Here is a 15313-nt window from a genome sequence, read left to right on the forward strand (position 1 = left end):
GGAACGTAAAATGAAACTGAAAACGATGTCGCTGTACGCTGCTCTGCTGTTCAGCGTGGCGGGCAGCGCCACGGCGCAGGCAAAAGAGCTGACGGTGATGATTTCCGGCGGGTTTAAAGCAGCGTGGGATACGCTCTCGCCCCGCTTCGCCCAGCGTGAAGGGATCACTATCAACACCGTCGCCGGTCCGTCTATGGGCAAAACCCCGCAGGCGATTCCGGCCCGACTGGCGCGCGGTGAACCGGCCGATGTGGTGATTATGGTCGGCGATGCGCTAAGCGATCTGCAAAAACAGGGCGAGACGCTGCCGGGTTCACGGGTTGAGCTGGCAGACTCCCGCATCGGCGCGGTGATCAGACAGGGTGCCACGCCGGTTAAGATCGGCAGCGAAAGCGCGCTGCGTACTGCTCTGCTGAACGCCAGCTCCATCGCCTACTCTGACAGCGCCAGCGGTAAGTATGTCAGCAGCCAGCTGTTCAGCCGCCTGGGCATTGAAGATCAGGTTAAGGGGAAAGCGGTGAAGGTTGAGCGCATCCCGGTGGCCTCAGAGGTCGCGGCCGGTAAATACGCTATCGGCTTTCAGCAGGTCAGTGAGCTGCTGCCGGTGCCAGGAGTCACTTTTATTGGCGAACTGCCGGACAAGCTGCAATACACCACCCGCTTCGCCGGTGCCGTGGTGCGCAAGTCAGCGCAGCCGGATGAGGCGGCTAAGCTGCTGCGCTGGCTCGCCTCTTCTGAAGCACAACAGGCGGTGCACGCCAGCGGACTGCACACCGTGAAAGCGTCAAAACCGGTCAGAGACGCTGATACTGTTCAATAATCAGGTTCTCCAGTTCGCCCGCAATGTGCGACAGCGTCCGGCCATTTTTACGTAGCAGACCCACGGTGCGTTTCACCTGCGGATCGGTCAATGGAACCGCCATCAGCAGGGCGTGATCGTAGCCAGGCATCGACATGGCGGGGACGGCAGCAATGCCCAGCCCCGCCTCAACCATCCCCAGCATGGTGGTGACGTGCCGGGTTTCACAGATACAGGGTTTCTCCGGCATGATCGCCTGCAACGCCTGATCCAGCAGGTTGCGATTGCCGGAGGTTTTATCCAGCCCGACCCATTCATACTGATAAAACGCCTGCCAGCTCAGACTCTTTTTGCCAGCTACAGGATGGTCACGCCGACAGGCCGCCACGTAGGGATCATCCATCAGCGGCTGGAAATGCACATCCGGCTGCGAGCGGCTGGAAAAACTGATGCCAAAGTCGGCCTGACCGCCAATCACCGCGTCATAAACGTTAGCCGCACTGCTGTCGATCAGTTTGACTCGTACGCGGGGATAGCGCGCCTGAAACAGCCGGATAATGTTGGGCATAAAATAGTAGGCGGCTGACGGCACGCAGGCCACGGTGATCAGGCCGGTGCGTGCTAAGCTCACCTCACTGAGATCGGCCATGACCTCTTCAAAATCAGCCAGCAACTTATCCGAGCGCTGAGCAAACGCATGCCCCTTCAGGGTCAGCGTGACGCGGCGCGTGGTACGCTCAAACAGTTTGATCCCCAGCGAGGTTTCCAGCTTATCTATCCGGCGGCTCAGCGCCGACTGTGAGAGACAGATCGATTCTGCCGCCAGGCGAAAATTGCCAAACTCCACCAGCGCGCGAAACGCATAGAGATCGTTGAGATCGAAATTAACCGGCATAAATCCCTCTTCCCTTAAACCGCATCATGCTTGTCATCATTTTCGTCACCTTCCGTGAGGGTAAAATCGGTAACAAATCTGCTGAGCAGTTGCTCCAGCGCCTCGCGATCGCTGTCCGGCCAGTGCCGGAAAACGCGCTGATAGACCTGCACGCGCTGCGCATCGATTTTATCGGTCATCGCCCGGCCATCTGCGGTAATGGCTGCCTCGTTAATCCTTTTGTCCTGCTGATTTTTCTGCCGCACGACCAGCCCGGTTTCCTCCAGTTTCGCCACCTGACGGCTGACCGTGCTGTAGTCACGCCCCACCCGATCGGCCAGTTCGCCTACGCCGATCGGCCCGAACCGGCTGACCTGAACCAGCAGCGGAAACAGCGCCCGATCCAGTTCAATACCCGCCGCTTTAATCATCGCCATATCGCGCTGGGGGCGGTTAAGCGCGCCTGCAATCGTCAGCAGACAATTATGCAGCGCATCGTATTTATGTGTATTTTGCACACTTTTCATTGACGCCATCCTGAGGCAGGAATAATGTGTGTACTTTACACCTAATAACTCCCAGACAGAAGGCAGACCAACCATGAAAGCAGCGATAATCGATCAGGCAGGCGCAAAACCTCACTACGGTGACAGACCGGAACCCCAGGCCGGTGAGCATCAGCAGCGGATCACCGTCAGAGCCGCAGCACTCAGCCAGCTGGCGAAAGCCCGGGCGGCGGGCAACCACTACAGCGCCGTTTCGCAATTCCCGTTTATTCCGGGCATTGACGGAACGGGCTACCTCGACAACGGCGAGGATGTCTACTTTCTGGCTTTTGACTCCGCCTCGGGCAGTATGGCCGAGCGGACGGTGGTCATTAGAGAACACATCATCCCACTGCCTTCTGGCCTTGATCCGGTGCTGGCAGCAGCTCTCGCGAATCCGGGCATGTCCTCCTGGACAGCGCTGACCCGTCGGGCCGCACTTCGCCCCGGCGAGACCGTGCTGATCAATGGCGCGACCGGCACTTCGGGTCGCCTGGCGATCAGCATTGCCCGCGCGCTGGGTGCAGGCAAAATCATTGCCACCGGCCGTAACAGAGAAACGCTGCAGCAGTTGCACAATGAGGGTGCTGATATCACTCTGACGCTGGATGCGCTGCCCACCGAACTCCCCGCCCTGATGGCAGAGGGCGTTGATGTAGTACTGGATTATCTGTGGGGTGAGAGCGCACTGGCAATCATGACTGCGGCGGTTCGGGGTGGCGAAAAAATCGTGCGCTTTGTGCAGATTGGTTCGCTGAGCGGGCAGGAGATTTCCCTGCACAGTAAGCTGCTGCGCTCATCCGGGCTAACACTGATGGGAAGCGGGCTGGGCAGTGTGCCAGACCGTGAACTGATCGCCTCAATAGGGGAAATGCTGCAGGCCGCCGGACCGCACGGTTTTACCATTCCTTTCCGGTCGCGTCCATTAAGTGATATCGCGGAGGAATGGCAGAGCGACGACAGCCGTTGCCGGACGGTATTTACCCTTCCGTGACCGTCTGCTCCACCTCATGCAGAAATCGACCAGGATAATCGGGCTGGATAGCGTGCTGGGCGCTGTAACGCCCAAACAGCTTATAGCGGTTTAACGCGATGCGGTCGTAGGCAAAATTACTGATCGCGTCGGGAAAGTGGCGCAGCACCGCCAGCCCGCGCCACGGGGCCGGCAGGTGCTGCATCACGCGGAACACTGCTTGTGCCCGCAGCCAGTGCTGGTTATCGGCAATGTAGACAATGGTACTGATGTTCTCTTCCGGCATGCCGGCCCAGCGCAGCAACGCTTTGCCCTGCTCGCTCTGCACTGAGGCAAAACGGACCTGCCGCGCCAGATGGTGACGCAGCAGGAACTGAACCCAGCCGTTGCACAGCTTACAGACACCGTCGTAGAGCACGGCGCTTTCACCGGTTTGCAGATAAGGGGGCGACGACATCCTGCAACTCCTCACTCCTCTGATGATGAACTGAAGTGTAGCGGGTTCTGGTCAGTTGCTGCTGCAGCCAGTGAATGACGGCAGCGTGATCCTGGGCGCAGGCATCAACCTCATACACCGTGCCCAGCGTCATCGGAGTGGCCTGTTGTGCCAGCTGGCGCAGTTCCGGCAGATACTCCGCACCCGGATGGCCCGGCAGCCGCTGCGACAGCCGCGCCTGGTAGCGCGCCACCGCCGCTTCCGGTTCAATCTTCAGCCACAGCTCCAGCGCCTCCTCCACGCCCGCCTGTTTCAGTCCCTGCTCCAGCAGCGTACGGGGCTGGAACCCAAACCAGGCGTCGATCAGCCAGATCTGACTGGCGGGAGCCTGCGCGACGATGTTCCAGATCGCCTGATAGGCCGCGCAGCCCAGTTGCCGGTTACGCTGGCGATCGACCGGCGCAAACGCGTGCATAAACGGCTCTTTCAGGCTGTCGAGCGTCAGCACCGGCCAGCCAAACTGTTGTGACAGCACGCGCGTCAGGGTGCTTTTACCCGATGCCGGAATACCGTTAACCAGCACCACGCGTTTGGGGGGGATGTTTTGCGTCATAAGATATCGATGACCTCCGCGACACTGCTGGCCTGACGTAACCGGACCAGCGTCTCCTCATCTTCCAGCAGCGACACAATCGCGCGGATCCCCTCTTCGATATGGGCATTGCTGTCACGCGCACCAAACATAATCACAATGTCCGCTTTGTCACTGCCCTCAAACGAGATCGGCTCATTCAACAGAATCATACTGAAACAGTCGCGGATCACCCCCGCGTCCGGTCGCGCATGGGGAATGGCGATCCCCTCTTCAAACACGTAGTAAGCGCCATGGGCCAGCGTATTGGCAATGACCGCATCAGGATAAGAAGCATCGAGATAGCCGCCACTGACCAGGGGTTCGGCAGCCAGCGCGATAACCTGACGCCAGTCCGTGGCGTCGATACCAATCTGAATGGCGTTTGCCTCTTGCAATAACTGCTTAATCGTCATCAGCTCTCCTTAAATCGACTGGCGAACCACATTGCGTAATTCATCGATTTTGACAAACAGCGCATCAATTTCATTGCGATAGCGACGGCTTTTCGCAAATAAGCTTAATGCCCGGTTATATTCCAGCATTAATTGTTTTTGCGTTTCGCCATCACGCGGATTAATAGCCAGCTGCTGCTCCAGTTGCGTTATTTTCTCGCGACTTAATTCCGCCAGATGATCCTGCTGCTGCTCGCTGGGTTGTTCCACAGCCGGAGACTTTTTTAAGAATCCAAACATAGGCTCTCCTGCCCCGTAGCATGTCGGGGTGGCTCAGATTAATAGGTAATTATAAAAGGTTTGACGCAATAAGCCGGTGATGGCGAAACGGGCGATTACCGGAATAATTGCATCTTCTCTACCAGCACACTGGTTACCGCATCATTGGCCGGCACCAGGAAATTACGCACGCTGTCATTGACCTTGCCTTTTTCAAAGGTCGATTTGCACTGCGCCACCCACTGAACATTCATTTCGGTGCCGACATTGACCTTCTCAATACCGCTGCTGACCGCCAGCCGCATATCTTCATCGCTGACGCCGGTGCCGCCGTGCAGCACCAGTGGCGTGTGGGTTGCCGCCGTGATATCTGCCAGCCGCTGATGCTGAATATGCGCTTTACCGGTGTAAAGCCCATGCACGGTGCCGATGGAGATCGCCAGCATATCGACGCCGGTCTCTTCGACAAAGCGGCGCGCATCTTCCACCGGCGTAAACGCAATCGCCTCCATCTCCACACATTTACCATCTTCCGAGCCGCCAATCGCACCCAGTTCGGCTTCTACCGAAACATTGTGCGGGCGCGCCATATCAATCACCCGGCGGGTATTGGCAATATTCTCCTCAATTGACAGATGGGAACCGTCATACATCACGGAACTGAATCCGGCATCAATCGCTGTCTGAATCGCCGCTAAATCGGAACAGTGATCGAGATGCAGACAGGTCGGGACGTTCATGCTCTCTGACAGCGATTTAATGGCATCGACCAGTAATTTATGGCCGAGATATTTCGCCGTGCCGGTGGAGATCTGAATCATTAACGGACTATTGGTTTTCTCTGCCGCTTTAAAATAGGCGGGCAGCATCTCCAGGCAGTGAAGATTAAAAGAACCCACCGCTTTAAAGTCGCGCTGTTTAGCCAGCTGTAACAGATCGGCGAAGTTATAAAGTTTCATGGATTTTTTCCTCTTGAGGTTTTGTGGATTTGCCATTAACAAACCAGGCAAGCGCGGTAACAAAGGCAATAAACAGAGCAACGAACAGCCAGTTATTCTGGAAGGCGTGGCCGAGCACCAGGCCGGTACTGATGACATCTGAGTCACTGAAGGTCACACCGGTGAAGCCATAGCTCTCCAGCATCGGCACCAGGATGGCGGGCAGAATGGTGATAAAGAGGCCGTGGACGAAGCCGCCGATCATCGCGCCGCGCCGTCCGCCCATGGCATTACCAAATACCCCGGCGGTGCCACCGGCAAAGAAGTTGGTCAGCAGGCCAGGCAGGATCATCGCCAGACCAAACATCGGGAAGACGAGCATGCCGACAATCGAGCCGAGCGTGGTGGCGAGAAAGCCAACAATCACCGCGTTCGGGGCATAGGGAAACATCACCGGGCAGTCCAGCGCCGGTTTGGCATCCGGCACGACACGCATGGCGATACCACGGAAGGCAGGCACCAGCTCGTTCAGCAATAGACGAACGCCGCTGTAGAGCACAAAGACTCCGGCCACGAACTGAATCGACTGCATAAAGGCGTACATCAGGTAGTTCATGCCGTTGCTGTACTGGGCGATGAACGCCGGTCCGGCCGCCACGGCGGGGATCAGATACATCGGCACCATCACCAGCGCCATCGACAGATAGGTATCCTGCAGAAACTTGAAGTTATCGGGCAGCTTCAGATCTTCAGTGGATCGCGATCCTTTGCCGACCACTTTGGCGACCGCCGCCGTGACCAGATAACCAATGGTGCAGAAGTGACCCAGGGCAACGTCGTCTGAATCGGTAATACGTCGTACCACCGGCTGCGCCAGCGCAGGCATCACCACGGCCATGATCCCGCCAAAGATACCGCCGGTCAGGATCAGCGGCAGACCGGTCAGCCCCGCTTTATAGCCAATCACCGCGCCAATCGTCGCCATCCACAGCAGGGCCTGGCCGGTGAGGAAGATGTACTTAAAGGGCGTCAGTCGCGCGATGATGATATTGACGATAAAGATCACCAGCAGCGTCAGTGCCACTTCAGACCCCAGCTCACGGTTAGCCAGCCCGGCAATGGCGGCAACATCGGTGATATAGCCGCGCATGCCAAAGCCGTGGGTAAAAATGGTATTGAGGAACGTCAGGGTTCCCACAATAATATTGATACCCGCCATCATAATTAAAAAACCGAGCAGGGTTTTAAAGGTGCCTTCCACCACCTTGCCTGCGGATTTCTTTTGCAGCAGCAGACCAATCAGGGCAATAAAGGCGATCAGAATAGACGCCTGCCCCAGCAGATCTTTTACCAGGAAGTCGATCACACTATTCATGGGCGGCGACCTTTACGTTGCGTTCTTTTAAAAAAGCCAGGATCTTCTGCTCTATTTCCGCTTTATCGGTGAGCCGGTTAAGAATAATGACCCGCTTAATCTGCTCCGGACTGGCGTCGGCATTTAACACATCGGCAAAGGCTTTTTGCGTCAGAATCATGTCCGACTTAAAGGCATTCGCTTCTGAAATGGTGGTGTGATCGATATCGGCCTCAATCTCCAGTTTTTTTAAAACCGCTTTTGCGCTCATCTCAATCGCAAAACTGGATCCTAAGCCACAACCACAGACACATAATATTTTCAGCATGGTTTTCTCCTCACAATATATTGAGTTGTTTAGCGAGTTTGTAATGGTGCCCGTCAATATCGACCAGGCGTTTTTGCATGCTTATTAAATCAATCGGAATCGGTTTATTGCTGCCGTTAATAATGACCGCTTTATTCCGCATGCCTGACTGAATACAACGCACCACTTCACTGGCCATAATGGTGCCCTGATAAATCTCTTCGCAGGTGGGATCACCATTCCGCAGCCCGTAACCGAGGATAGTTTTACGGACGCGTACGCCAATAAGCGGCTCAAGCTGTTTGATTAAGGTGTCGATAGCCCCCTGAAAACCGGGCGAATATTCGCGGGTGTAGCCTTCTGAACAGAGAATGATCACGCTGTTCTGTTCTGCCAGTCGCTGGGTGATGCGCTGCGCCAGCTGTGGCAAAGGAATCTGGCACTCCGGGATCAGCGCAATGTCCGCATTGGATTTAATCGCCGACTGCAGGGTTAATTCGCCGCAGTAGCCGCCGAGTAACTCCAGCATAAATACCCGGCCAGGTAAGGCGCGCCCGGTATTCCGCAGTTTCGCGACCTCTTTTAATACCTGCTCGCAGGCGGTGGAAAAACCCAGGGTGTAATCACTGCCGAAGACATCATTATCGATGGTCATGCCGACGCCGAAACAATTAACGCCAGACTCCGACAGGGTATGGAGAAATTGCAGCGACCCGTCTCCGCCCGCCATAATTAACACTTCAATACGGGCGCTTTTCAGCTGGCGGGCAATACATTCATATTCGCTGCGCACCAGTTTCTTTTGCGTACGTCCCGATTGCATAACCGGAATTGAGGCGATGGAAAAGTCGAGCAGATCACGCTGGCTGATATCACGATGGTTATTTGCCAGCAGGCCGGGAATGCCACCATCAAATATCACGATCTCCGCCTGCGTCAGACGCCCTAACTGGAAGACAAAATTATTAATGCCGGTTACATCACCGCCACTGATCACCATTCCAATTCGCATTTCCCTCACCTCGCTGGCTTAATCTGCTGAGGGCCATTCTTCCGGTTCGTGGGGTTGCTATTTGCAGAGGAGATCACAGTTACGAGCGGTATTTTTTGGGCGGAGTTATTGACAGGGGTGTCTGAACGGCGGTTTTTGAGATCAAAATCACACTATTCGCGGGAAGGCCGATTAGAGTGAAACGATATAAATCAATGAGTTATTTCAGAAGACATCTGAATTTTATTTCGCCACACAGCGGCACAGAGTGGCTTATTCCGTGCTGTTGCAAATTTGTGACTTTCGCCTCATTTTTCCCGGTTCCGGGCCAGATAAAGCGTTCAGAAAATAGTTGATGAGGAGATATCCGGATTATTTTATGGCAGATAAACAGGCGGGCAGAATAGATTTCAGAGGGGAAGAAGGCGCAGAAAAAACGAATAAGGGGCGTAGCAGCAAGCCGCTACGTCCCAAAAAGCTTACTTGGCGTAGGCTTCAGTAGACAGAGTCAGAGTGACCTCGTCGCTTACCGCTGGGACATATTTGTCCAGCTTGAAGTCAGAACGCTTGATGGTGCCGGTGGCATCAAAACCAATCGCCTGCTTTTTCACCATCGGATGCTCGCCCTGCTTGTTCAGCGTCGCGTGCAGCGTAACTGGCTTGGTGATGCCTTTCAGGGTCAGGTTGCCTTCAACATCAAATTTGTTGTCGCCCTTCGCCACCACTTTGGTGCTGTGGAAGGTCGCAGTCGGATATTTAGCGGTGTCGAAGTACTCAGCGCCTTTGAATTCTTTGGTCAGCGCAGCCACGTGGCTGTCTATTTTGCTGACTGGCAGGGTCACGTCAACGCGTGATGCCTCTGGATGATCTTTATCAAACACCAGGTTACCGGTTGCATCAGGGATATCAGCGGTAGGGTTTGAGAAGCCGAAGTGGTTCCAGGCAACAATCACCGACGTATGCTCAGGATTCAGCTGGTAGTGCATCGCCTCAGCCTGAGACAACGGGGCGTAGAGGGTGGCAGCGGCTAACAGGGGCAGTGCAATACGTTTGAAGTTTTTCACGGTCAATTCCTTATGCGGACAAAGTGAATTGAGTGTGGTCCAGTTCGCCCGGAATAGACAGTGAAGAGATTTGTCGGTAATTTTCAAATAAATTCAGCAACTTTATACCGGGCGCTACACATTTTCACCGCCGGTGAACAGCACCCGCCAGCGGCGGCGATCCTGAATCAGCGTGCGGTGAAGCTGTTGCAGATCCGCAAGTGTCAGCGCCTCAATCTGCGCCGCATCCGGTTCTGCCAGGCCATTGTCAGCGCGTAAGCACGCCAGTGGCTGCTCCACTTCCCGGCTCAGAAGACGCGCTTTCAGTGCCGCCAGATCGTAACCCGCCAGCGTCTCGTTCAGTGACCGCAGGAAGTTGCGGCAGTAGCGCAGCAGTGACAGCGCGCTGTAATCGGGCGACTGCAGCGCAAACAGTACCCCATCTTCATCGGCACAGCGCATATAGCGGCTGCTGACCACATAACCGATAGGCTGCTCAACGCGATAGCGCTGGAAAAAGCGCGGCTCGTAGATCAGCGCCAGCGCGCGTAGCGCCGCCAGCTGTTCAGGTCGATGCAGCGGGATAAACAGCAGCAGAGCATTGTCCGCGCTGCTGTGTGGCAGGCGCGTCATACCGGTTTGTGTCGTCATGCGCTTTGGCGGCGTGTCAGGATTAACCGGTAGCGACAGTGCGCTCAGCCGCCGGGCAATCAGTGAATGCAGTGCCGCGTTGCCGCCTTTCAGCGCCGCCCGCCAGCAATGTGGCGTAATGGTGGCGGCCAGCTGCCAGGGCAACTGCCGCAGCAGTGCACGAATCGCGATGCTTTCCCCCGAAGAAGGCTGCGCCGCCTCAACCGGCAGCGTCAGTGCGGCGACGATCTGGCTCAGCGCCCGGTCAGCCACCGCCTCATCCGGCGTCAGTTGTAGCGTCAGTTGCCACACGCCCTCCACTTCCTGCCAGCTGCCGTTGCCGCCCTGATGACGCAACGCGGCAAACAGCGGACGTAACCGCCGCCCCAGCGCTTCGCCTGCCGCTTCGGTGAACGTTGACCAGAACTCTGGTCGCAGGATCAGCGTCGCCTGCAGGTCGTCAGGCTGATGATGCGGCAATGCCACCGCCTGTGCGGGCAGCGGCTCAGACGTTAAGGCGGTCTCGAACGGATAGAATGTGAAATTCGCCGGAGGTAGCGCCTCAGACGGGGCTGGCTGCCAGGCGGTCAGCGCAAGGCTGAATCCCTGCGTCTGAAGGGTTTCCTCAGCCGGGTGCGACGTGCAGAACAGTAGCGTGCCCGGCGCGTCGGTGAGACGCGCCAGCAGCGGCTGTAACGCAGGCACGGCTTCATCTGGCGCAAAGCCGATTGCGCGCTGGCGTAACTGCTCCATCGGTGACAGTGTCACAAATCGCTGCTGCGCCAGCTGGTGATAGTGTTGATGTTGTGGCGCATTCGTCTGGCGCAGTGCATCCAGATAACGGTCGATCAAGACATTAACGGTTTCGGGTTGATGCGTTTCAACGCCCAGCGCCAGCCAGAGCGCGCCTCCCGCCTGATAGATCCACTTCAGCTCCAGCGACTCTGCCAGCCCCTGCTCACGAAGGGTAGCCAGCAGCGATCCGGGTGCTTCATCCAGCAGAAATTCACGCCATAACGTGACACCGTCACTGTTATCCAGTATCCAGCTGCGCCATAGCGCCCCAGGTGCGGTCTCTGCCAGCTGCCAGCAGGTATCGCTGGTCAGCTGCGGCGGTGGCAGATCCTGTCGCCACTGACCGGAGGGCAACGCGGCAGCAACGTTACGCGCCAGCAGCTCCAGCTCATCCAGTGAGTGTGGCCCCTGCAGCCAGAGCCGCATATTGCTGGCGTAGTAGTAGCGCTGGTGGAACTGGCGCAACGCCCGCTGCAGTGCAGAGAGCTCGTCGCCAAAACTCGCCCGGCTGCCAATATGGAACCGGTGGAATTCCGCAGGTGACGCGGCGGCGTGCAGCAGTGCGGCTTCAATGCGTGACGGCTGATGACGCTGCAATAGCTGATATTCCGCATCAATCACCGCCACTTCCTGGCCGATCGCCTGATTATCAAGCAGCGGATGGCAGACCATATCCTGCAGCCGCGCCAGCCCGTCAGCCAGCAGCGACGGCGTGACCTCAAAAAAGAACGCGCTGCGCCGGGCCAGCGTGGTGGCGTTAACCCTGCCACCCTGCGTCTGAATCCAGCTCATCAACCGGCCCTCATCAGGCCAGCCGGTGCTGCCGGTGAACAGCAGATGTTCCAGCAGATGCGCCAGTCCGGGCCAGCGATCGCGTTCGTCGTGACTCCCCGCGCCCACCTGAATCAGGGCGGCGGCCTGGCTGGCATCGGGCTGATGCACCAGTTCAACCGTCAGACCGTTTATCTCCAGGCAACGCGTTTTCATCAGAGGTTCCGTGTTTTATAGATCAGTTGTGAGTTGCTGCGGTTACGGAACTGCAGCTGACCAATTTTAATGTCGCTGCAATCCGCCTCACGCCGGGCGTCAAGGATTTTGCCGTGATGCGGTGATTTGCTGCAGACCGGATCGGTGTTGTCGGCATTGCCGGTCAGCATGTAAGCCTGACAGCGACAGCCGCCAAAATCTTTCTCTTTCTCATCACAGGAGCGGCATGGCTCTGGCATCCAGTCAAAACCGCGATAACGGTTGAAGCCGAATGAGTTATACCAGATATCGTCCAGACTTTGCGTCAGCACTGAGGGAAATTCTATCGGGAGCTGACGCGCACTGTGGCACGGCAGCGCGGTGCCCTCTGGCGTAACGCTGAGGAAGATGGCGCCCCAGCCACCCATGCAGGGTTTAGGGCGCTCTTCGTAGTAGTCTGGCGTCACAAACAGCAGGTTGGTCAGATTGCCGGTGGTGCTCATCCGCTCGCGGTAAGTTTTCACCACCGCCTCTGCGCGGGCGATCTGCTCGCGGGTGGGCAGCAGGCCTTCACGGTTAAGCTGCGCCCAGCCGTAGAACTGACAGGTCGCCAGTTCCACGTCATCCGCTTCCAGCTCAATGCAGAGATCGATGATCCTGTCGATCTGGTCGATGTTATGGCGATGCAGAACAAAGTTCAGCACCATCGGATAGCCGTGGGCTTTCACCGCTTTCGCCATCTCCAGCTTCTGCTGAAACGCTTTTTTCGAACCGGCCAGCGCCGCATTCAGGGTTTCGTCACTCGCCTGGAAGCTGATCTGGATATGATCCAGACCCGCCTCGCTGAACGCATCCAGCTTCTTCTCCGTCAGGCCGATGCCCGAGGTGATCAGGTTGGTGTAGAAGCCGAGGTCGCGCGCCGCTTTGATGAGCTCCGGCAGATCTTTACGGACCAGCGGCTCGCCGCCCGAGAATCCGAGCTGCACGCTGCCCATCGCCCGCGCCTGACGAAACACCTCAATCCACTGCTCGGTGGTCAGCTCCTTCTCCTGCTGGGCGAAATCCAGCGGGTTGGAGCAGTAGGGACACTGCAGCGGACAGCGATAGGTCAGCTCGGCCAGCAGCCAGAGCGGCGGATTCACGTCAGGTTTATGCGGGGTCACGGAACTGTATCCACTTCTGTTCATAGGCTGATTGCAGGAACTCTAAAACGTCTGCACCCACGCCGCCCGCTTCCGGAAAACGGCTATCCAGCGTTGCGATAATCGCGGCGATATCCTGCTTGCCATCCACCAGCTCAAGGATGGCGGCGGCGGTTTCGTTCAGCTTCGCCATGCCTTCGGGATAGAGCACCACATGAGTATCCTGGGCGGCTTCCCACTGCATACGGTAGCCGCGACGAAACGCGGCAATCGAGTTTTCATTCATCTGTTATACCAGTCGGGTGGTGTGCCACGCCGCTTTATCAGTCACGGTGTGATAAGGCGGACGTTTCAGCTCGTATGCCATGGTCATGGCGTCCAGCATGCTCCATAAAATATCGAGCTTAAACTGCAAAATTTCCAGCATGCGGTTCTGCGTCTCAGCGGTGGTGAAATATTCCAGCGCCAGCGCCAGGCCATGTTCCACATCGCGGTTCGCCTGACCCAGGCGGCTGCGGAAGTAGAAATAGCCCTCTTCTTTGATCCACGGATAGTGCTGCGGCCAGCTGTCGAGCCGTGACTGGTGGATCTGCGGGGCGAACAGCTCGGTGAGTGAGCTGCAGGCTGCCTCCTGCCAGTTGGCGCGGCGGGCAAAGTTAATATATGCATCCACCGCGAAGCGCACGCCCGGCAGCACATGCTGCTCTGAAAGTAGTTCTTCGCGCGTCAGCCCGACCGCCTCGCCCAGCCGCAGCCAGGCCTCAATGCCGCCCTCTTCGCCGTTGCTGCCGTCGTGGTCAAGGATGCGCTGCACCCATTTACGGCGGGTAGCCGGATCGGGGCAGTTGGCCATGATCGCCGCATCTTTCAGCGGAATGGTGGTCTGGTAATAGAAGCGATTCGCCACCCAGCCCTGAATCTGCTCGCGCGTTGCCTGACCGTTATGCATCGCGATGTGATACGGGTGATGGATATGGTAGTAAGCGCCTTTGTCGCGCAGGGCCTGTTCAAAAGCCTGCGGCGACAGCGTGTCAGTGATCTGCATGTTTTAGCCCTGAAGGTGGATCGCCATTCCGTCCCAGCTCACCTCTATTCCCTGCTCCGTCAGAAACTGACGCTGCGGTGACTGCTCGTTAAGGATCGGATTGGTGTTGTTAATGTGGATCAGAATTTTGCGTTTTGCCGGCAGCGACGCCAGCAGTGCCATCAGCCCCTGCTCTTCCGCCAGTGCCAGATGGCCCATCGCCTTGCCGGTGTTATGACCCACGCCAGTAGTCAGCAGCTCATCATCCTGCCAGACGGTGCCATCAATCAGCAGGCAATCCGCTTTTTGCAGCCACGGCAGGATCACCGCATCCGGCTCGCCCAGGCCTGGCGCGTAGAGCAGCGTCTGGCCATTCGCGCGGTTTTCAATAAACAGCGCCACGTTATGGCCCGGCAGCGGCCGGTCGCGATACGGCGAGTAAGGGGGTGCATTACTGATAATCGGAATTGCGGTGAACTGAAGATCACCACAGACATCGACGCTGAACGGCGTCAGTGGCGCAATGGGACGGTGCTGTAAGCCGCCATTCCAGTGGGTGAGCATAGGAAATATCGGGAAGCCGGTGCTGAGGTCACCATGCACTTCCGGCGTGCACCACACCTGATGCGGACAGCCCTCACGCAGGCTCAGCAGCCCGGTGGTGTGATCGATCTGGCTGTCGGTAAGGATAATCGCGCCGATCGCCGTGCCGCGTAACACCCCTTTGCGGGTCAGTTCTGGCGTATGCAGGATATGCTGGCTGATGTCGGGTGAAGCGTTGCATAACACCCAATCTTCGCCGTTATCGCTGAGGATAATCGACGATTGCGTGCGTGCCTGGGCCTGAATCGTGCCGTTACGCACGCCGTGGCAGTTGGCGCAGTTACAGTTCCACTGCGGAAACCCGCCGCCCGCGGCTGAACCGAGGATTTTGATAAACATAGAGGAAAACCAGAAGTTGAAAAAAAATGCCCGCTCAGAGGGCGGGCAGAACGATTAACGGTTGGAGATGTAGAGAGTCACTTCCAGACCGAGACGCATATCAACGAAAGTTGGTTTTTTCCACATGAGTTACTTCCTCTTGGTTAACAGTAAATGAGCTGCCTGAAATCAGTGTGACCGGCATTGAATGAGACCGCCGTCACAATTTCCAGGCAGATGTTGCGCCAATGGCGCGTCGGGATCAAGCCC

Annotated in this window: 19 protein-coding genes; 2 read left to right on the forward strand and 17 right to left on the reverse strand. The window is 57.0% G+C overall.

The window, feature by feature from the left end; all coding sequences use genetic code 11:
• Positions 1–10: 10 nt before the first annotated feature.
• On the forward strand, positions 11–820 hold the full coding sequence (locus NR201_RS01205; RefSeq protein ID WP_010245039.1) for a substrate-binding domain-containing protein: 810 nt from the start codon (positions 11–13) through the stop codon (positions 818–820).
• Here the strand turns inward: NR201_RS01205 and NR201_RS01210 are convergent.
• The gene (locus NR201_RS01210) at positions 795–1694 is read right to left on the reverse strand and encodes a LysR family transcriptional regulator (protein WP_033767197.1); all 900 of its coding nucleotides are present in this window, start codon (positions 1692–1694) and stop codon (positions 795–797) included. The genes NR201_RS01205 and NR201_RS01210 overlap by 26 nt on opposite strands.
• Before the next feature lie 14 nt (positions 1695–1708).
• Complete coding sequence (locus NR201_RS01215; protein WP_010670119.1) at positions 1709–2200, reverse strand: MarR family winged helix-turn-helix transcriptional regulator; 492 nt, start codon at positions 2198–2200, stop codon at positions 1709–1711.
• A gap of 73 nt (positions 2201–2273) precedes the next feature.
• Here NR201_RS01215 and NR201_RS01220 point away from each other — a divergent pair, with 73 nt between their 5' ends.
• Complete coding sequence (locus NR201_RS01220; RefSeq protein WP_256849280.1) at positions 2274–3212, forward strand: zinc-binding alcohol dehydrogenase family protein; 939 nt, start codon at positions 2274–2276, stop codon at positions 3210–3212.
• On the opposite strand, the gene NR201_RS01225 is transcribed toward NR201_RS01220, so the two are convergent.
• From NR201_RS01225 to pqqA, 15 genes are all read right to left on the reverse strand, one after another.
• Entirely contained in the window at positions 3199–3648 is a 450-nt protein-coding gene (locus NR201_RS01225) for a thiol-disulfide oxidoreductase DCC family protein (RefSeq protein WP_256849281.1), read from the reverse strand. The two genes, NR201_RS01220 and NR201_RS01225, sit on opposite strands and share 14 nt — an antisense overlap.
• A complete protein-coding gene (locus NR201_RS01230; protein WP_256849282.1) occupies positions 3617–4240 on the reverse strand; it encodes an ATP-binding protein in 624 nt (207 codons plus the stop codon). The genes NR201_RS01225 and NR201_RS01230 overlap by 32 nt, the downstream gene beginning before the upstream one ends.
• Positions 4237–4674, reverse strand: a complete 438-nt coding sequence (locus NR201_RS01235) for a PTS sugar transporter subunit IIA (protein ID WP_010245049.1) — start codon at positions 4672–4674, stop codon at positions 4237–4239. Before NR201_RS01235 ends, NR201_RS01230 begins: the two co-directional genes overlap by 4 nt.
• A 9-nt stretch (positions 4675–4683) precedes the next feature.
• On the reverse strand, positions 4684–4953 hold the full coding sequence (locus tag NR201_RS01240; RefSeq protein WP_010245053.1) for a hypothetical protein: 270 nt from the start codon (positions 4951–4953) through the stop codon (positions 4684–4686).
• A 95-nt stretch (positions 4954–5048) separates the two neighbouring features.
• A complete protein-coding gene (locus tag NR201_RS01245; protein ID WP_010670115.1) occupies positions 5049–5891 on the reverse strand; it encodes a class II fructose-bisphosphate aldolase in 843 nt (280 codons plus the stop codon).
• Positions 5878–7245, reverse strand: a complete 1368-nt coding sequence (locus tag NR201_RS01250) for a PTS sugar transporter subunit IIC (protein WP_008925155.1) — start codon at positions 7243–7245, stop codon at positions 5878–5880. Before NR201_RS01250 ends, NR201_RS01245 begins: the two co-directional genes overlap by 14 nt.
• Positions 7238–7552, reverse strand: coding sequence for a PTS sugar transporter subunit IIB (locus NR201_RS01255; RefSeq protein WP_010245062.1), 315 nt, complete (start codon positions 7550–7552; stop codon positions 7238–7240). The genes NR201_RS01250 and NR201_RS01255 overlap by 8 nt, the downstream gene beginning before the upstream one ends.
• A 10-nt stretch (positions 7553–7562) precedes the next feature.
• Positions 7563–8543, reverse strand: a complete 981-nt coding sequence (locus NR201_RS01260) for a 6-phosphofructokinase (RefSeq protein ID WP_187493065.1) — start codon at positions 8541–8543, stop codon at positions 7563–7565.
• 458 nt (positions 8544–9001) lie between these two features.
• A complete protein-coding gene (locus NR201_RS01265; protein WP_010245067.1) occupies positions 9002–9586 on the reverse strand; it encodes a YceI family protein in 585 nt (194 codons plus the stop codon).
• 114 nt (positions 9587–9700) lie between these two features.
• The gene (gene pqqF / locus NR201_RS01270) at positions 9701–11977 is read right to left on the reverse strand and encodes a pyrroloquinoline quinone biosynthesis protein PqqF (RefSeq protein WP_256849283.1); all 2277 of its coding nucleotides are present in this window, start codon (positions 11975–11977) and stop codon (positions 9701–9703) included.
• Complete coding sequence (gene pqqE / locus NR201_RS01275; protein WP_161939645.1) at positions 11977–13143, reverse strand: pyrroloquinoline quinone biosynthesis protein PqqE; 1167 nt, start codon at positions 13141–13143, stop codon at positions 11977–11979. Before pqqE ends, pqqF begins: the two co-directional genes overlap by 1 nt.
• Positions 13106–13384: a pyrroloquinoline quinone biosynthesis peptide chaperone PqqD gene (pqqD, locus tag NR201_RS01280; RefSeq protein ID WP_010245072.1), complete on the reverse strand. Its 279-nt coding sequence runs from the start codon at positions 13382–13384 to the stop codon at positions 13106–13108. The genes pqqE and pqqD overlap by 38 nt, the downstream gene beginning before the upstream one ends.
• Before the next feature lie 3 nt (positions 13385–13387).
• Positions 13388–14143 (reverse strand): pyrroloquinoline-quinone synthase PqqC, encoded by a 756-nt coding sequence (pqqC, locus tag NR201_RS01285; protein WP_010245074.1) that lies wholly within the window; start codon positions 14141–14143, stop codon positions 13388–13390.
• Between the two features lie 3 nt (positions 14144–14146).
• Positions 14147–15064 carry a pyrroloquinoline quinone biosynthesis protein PqqB gene (pqqB, locus tag NR201_RS01290; RefSeq protein ID WP_256849284.1) on the reverse strand — a complete coding sequence of 306 codons (918 nt, stop codon included), beginning with the start codon at positions 15062–15064 and terminating at the stop codon, positions 14147–14149.
• Positions 15065–15118: 54 nt separating this feature from the next.
• On the reverse strand, positions 15119–15190 hold the full coding sequence (gene pqqA, locus NR201_RS01295) for a pyrroloquinoline quinone precursor peptide PqqA (RefSeq protein ID WP_010245082.1): 72 nt from the start codon (positions 15188–15190) through the stop codon (positions 15119–15121).
• Between the last annotated feature and the right edge of the window lie 123 nt (positions 15191–15313).

Source organism: Pantoea sp. Fr-CA_6 (assembly GCF_024520895.1).
GTDB lineage: Bacteria > Pseudomonadota > Gammaproteobacteria > Enterobacterales > Enterobacteriaceae > Pantoea > Pantoea agglomerans.

What these genes read in the sequence shown, in the direction of transcription:
- NR201_RS01205 (WP_010245039.1), top strand. Translation starts at nt 11, where the DNA reads ATGAAACTGAAAACGATGTCGCTGTACGCTGCTCTGCTGTTCAGCGTG.
- NR201_RS01210 (WP_033767197.1), bottom strand. Translation starts at nt 1,694, where the DNA reads ATGCCGGTTAATTTCGATCTCAACGATCTCTATGCGTTTCGCGCGCTG.
- NR201_RS01215 (WP_010670119.1), bottom strand. Translation starts at nt 2,200, where the DNA reads ATGAAAAGTGTGCAAAATACACATAAATACGATGCGCTGCATAATTGT.
- NR201_RS01220 (WP_256849280.1), top strand. Translation starts at nt 2,274, where the DNA reads ATGAAAGCAGCGATAATCGATCAGGCAGGCGCAAAACCTCACTACGGT.
- NR201_RS01225 (WP_256849281.1), bottom strand. Translation starts at nt 3,648, where the DNA reads ATGTCGTCGCCCCCTTATCTGCAAACCGGTGAAAGCGCCGTGCTCTAC.
- NR201_RS01230 (WP_256849282.1), bottom strand. Translation starts at nt 4,240, where the DNA reads ATGACGCAAAACATCCCCCCCAAACGCGTGGTGCTGGTTAACGGTATT.
- NR201_RS01235 (WP_010245049.1), bottom strand. Translation starts at nt 4,674, where the DNA reads ATGACGATTAAGCAGTTATTGCAAGAGGCAAACGCCATTCAGATTGGT.
- NR201_RS01240 (WP_010245053.1), bottom strand. Translation starts at nt 4,953, where the DNA reads ATGTTTGGATTCTTAAAAAAGTCTCCGGCTGTGGAACAACCCAGCGAG.
- NR201_RS01245 (WP_010670115.1), bottom strand. Translation starts at nt 5,891, where the DNA reads ATGAAACTTTATAACTTCGCCGATCTGTTACAGCTGGCTAAACAGCGC.
- NR201_RS01250 (WP_008925155.1), bottom strand. Translation starts at nt 7,245, where the DNA reads ATGAATAGTGTGATCGACTTCCTGGTAAAAGATCTGCTGGGGCAGGCG.
- NR201_RS01255 (WP_010245062.1), bottom strand. Translation starts at nt 7,552, where the DNA reads ATGCTGAAAATATTATGTGTCTGTGGTTGTGGCTTAGGATCCAGTTTT.
- NR201_RS01260 (WP_187493065.1), bottom strand. Translation starts at nt 8,543, where the DNA reads ATGCGAATTGGAATGGTGATCAGTGGCGGTGATGTAACCGGCATTAAT.
- pqqF (WP_256849283.1), bottom strand. Translation starts at nt 11,977, where the DNA reads ATGAAAACGCGTTGCCTGGAGATAAACGGTCTGACGGTTGAACTGGTG.
- pqqE (WP_161939645.1), bottom strand. Translation starts at nt 13,143, where the DNA reads ATGAACAGAAGTGGATACAGTTCCGTGACCCCGCATAAACCTGACGTG.
- pqqD (WP_010245072.1), bottom strand. Translation starts at nt 13,384, where the DNA reads ATGAATGAAAACTCGATTGCCGCGTTTCGTCGCGGCTACCGTATGCAG.
- pqqC (WP_010245074.1), bottom strand. Translation starts at nt 14,143, where the DNA reads ATGCAGATCACTGACACGCTGTCGCCGCAGGCTTTTGAACAGGCCCTG.
- pqqB (WP_256849284.1), bottom strand. Translation starts at nt 15,064, where the DNA reads ATGTTTATCAAAATCCTCGGTTCAGCCGCGGGCGGCGGGTTTCCGCAG.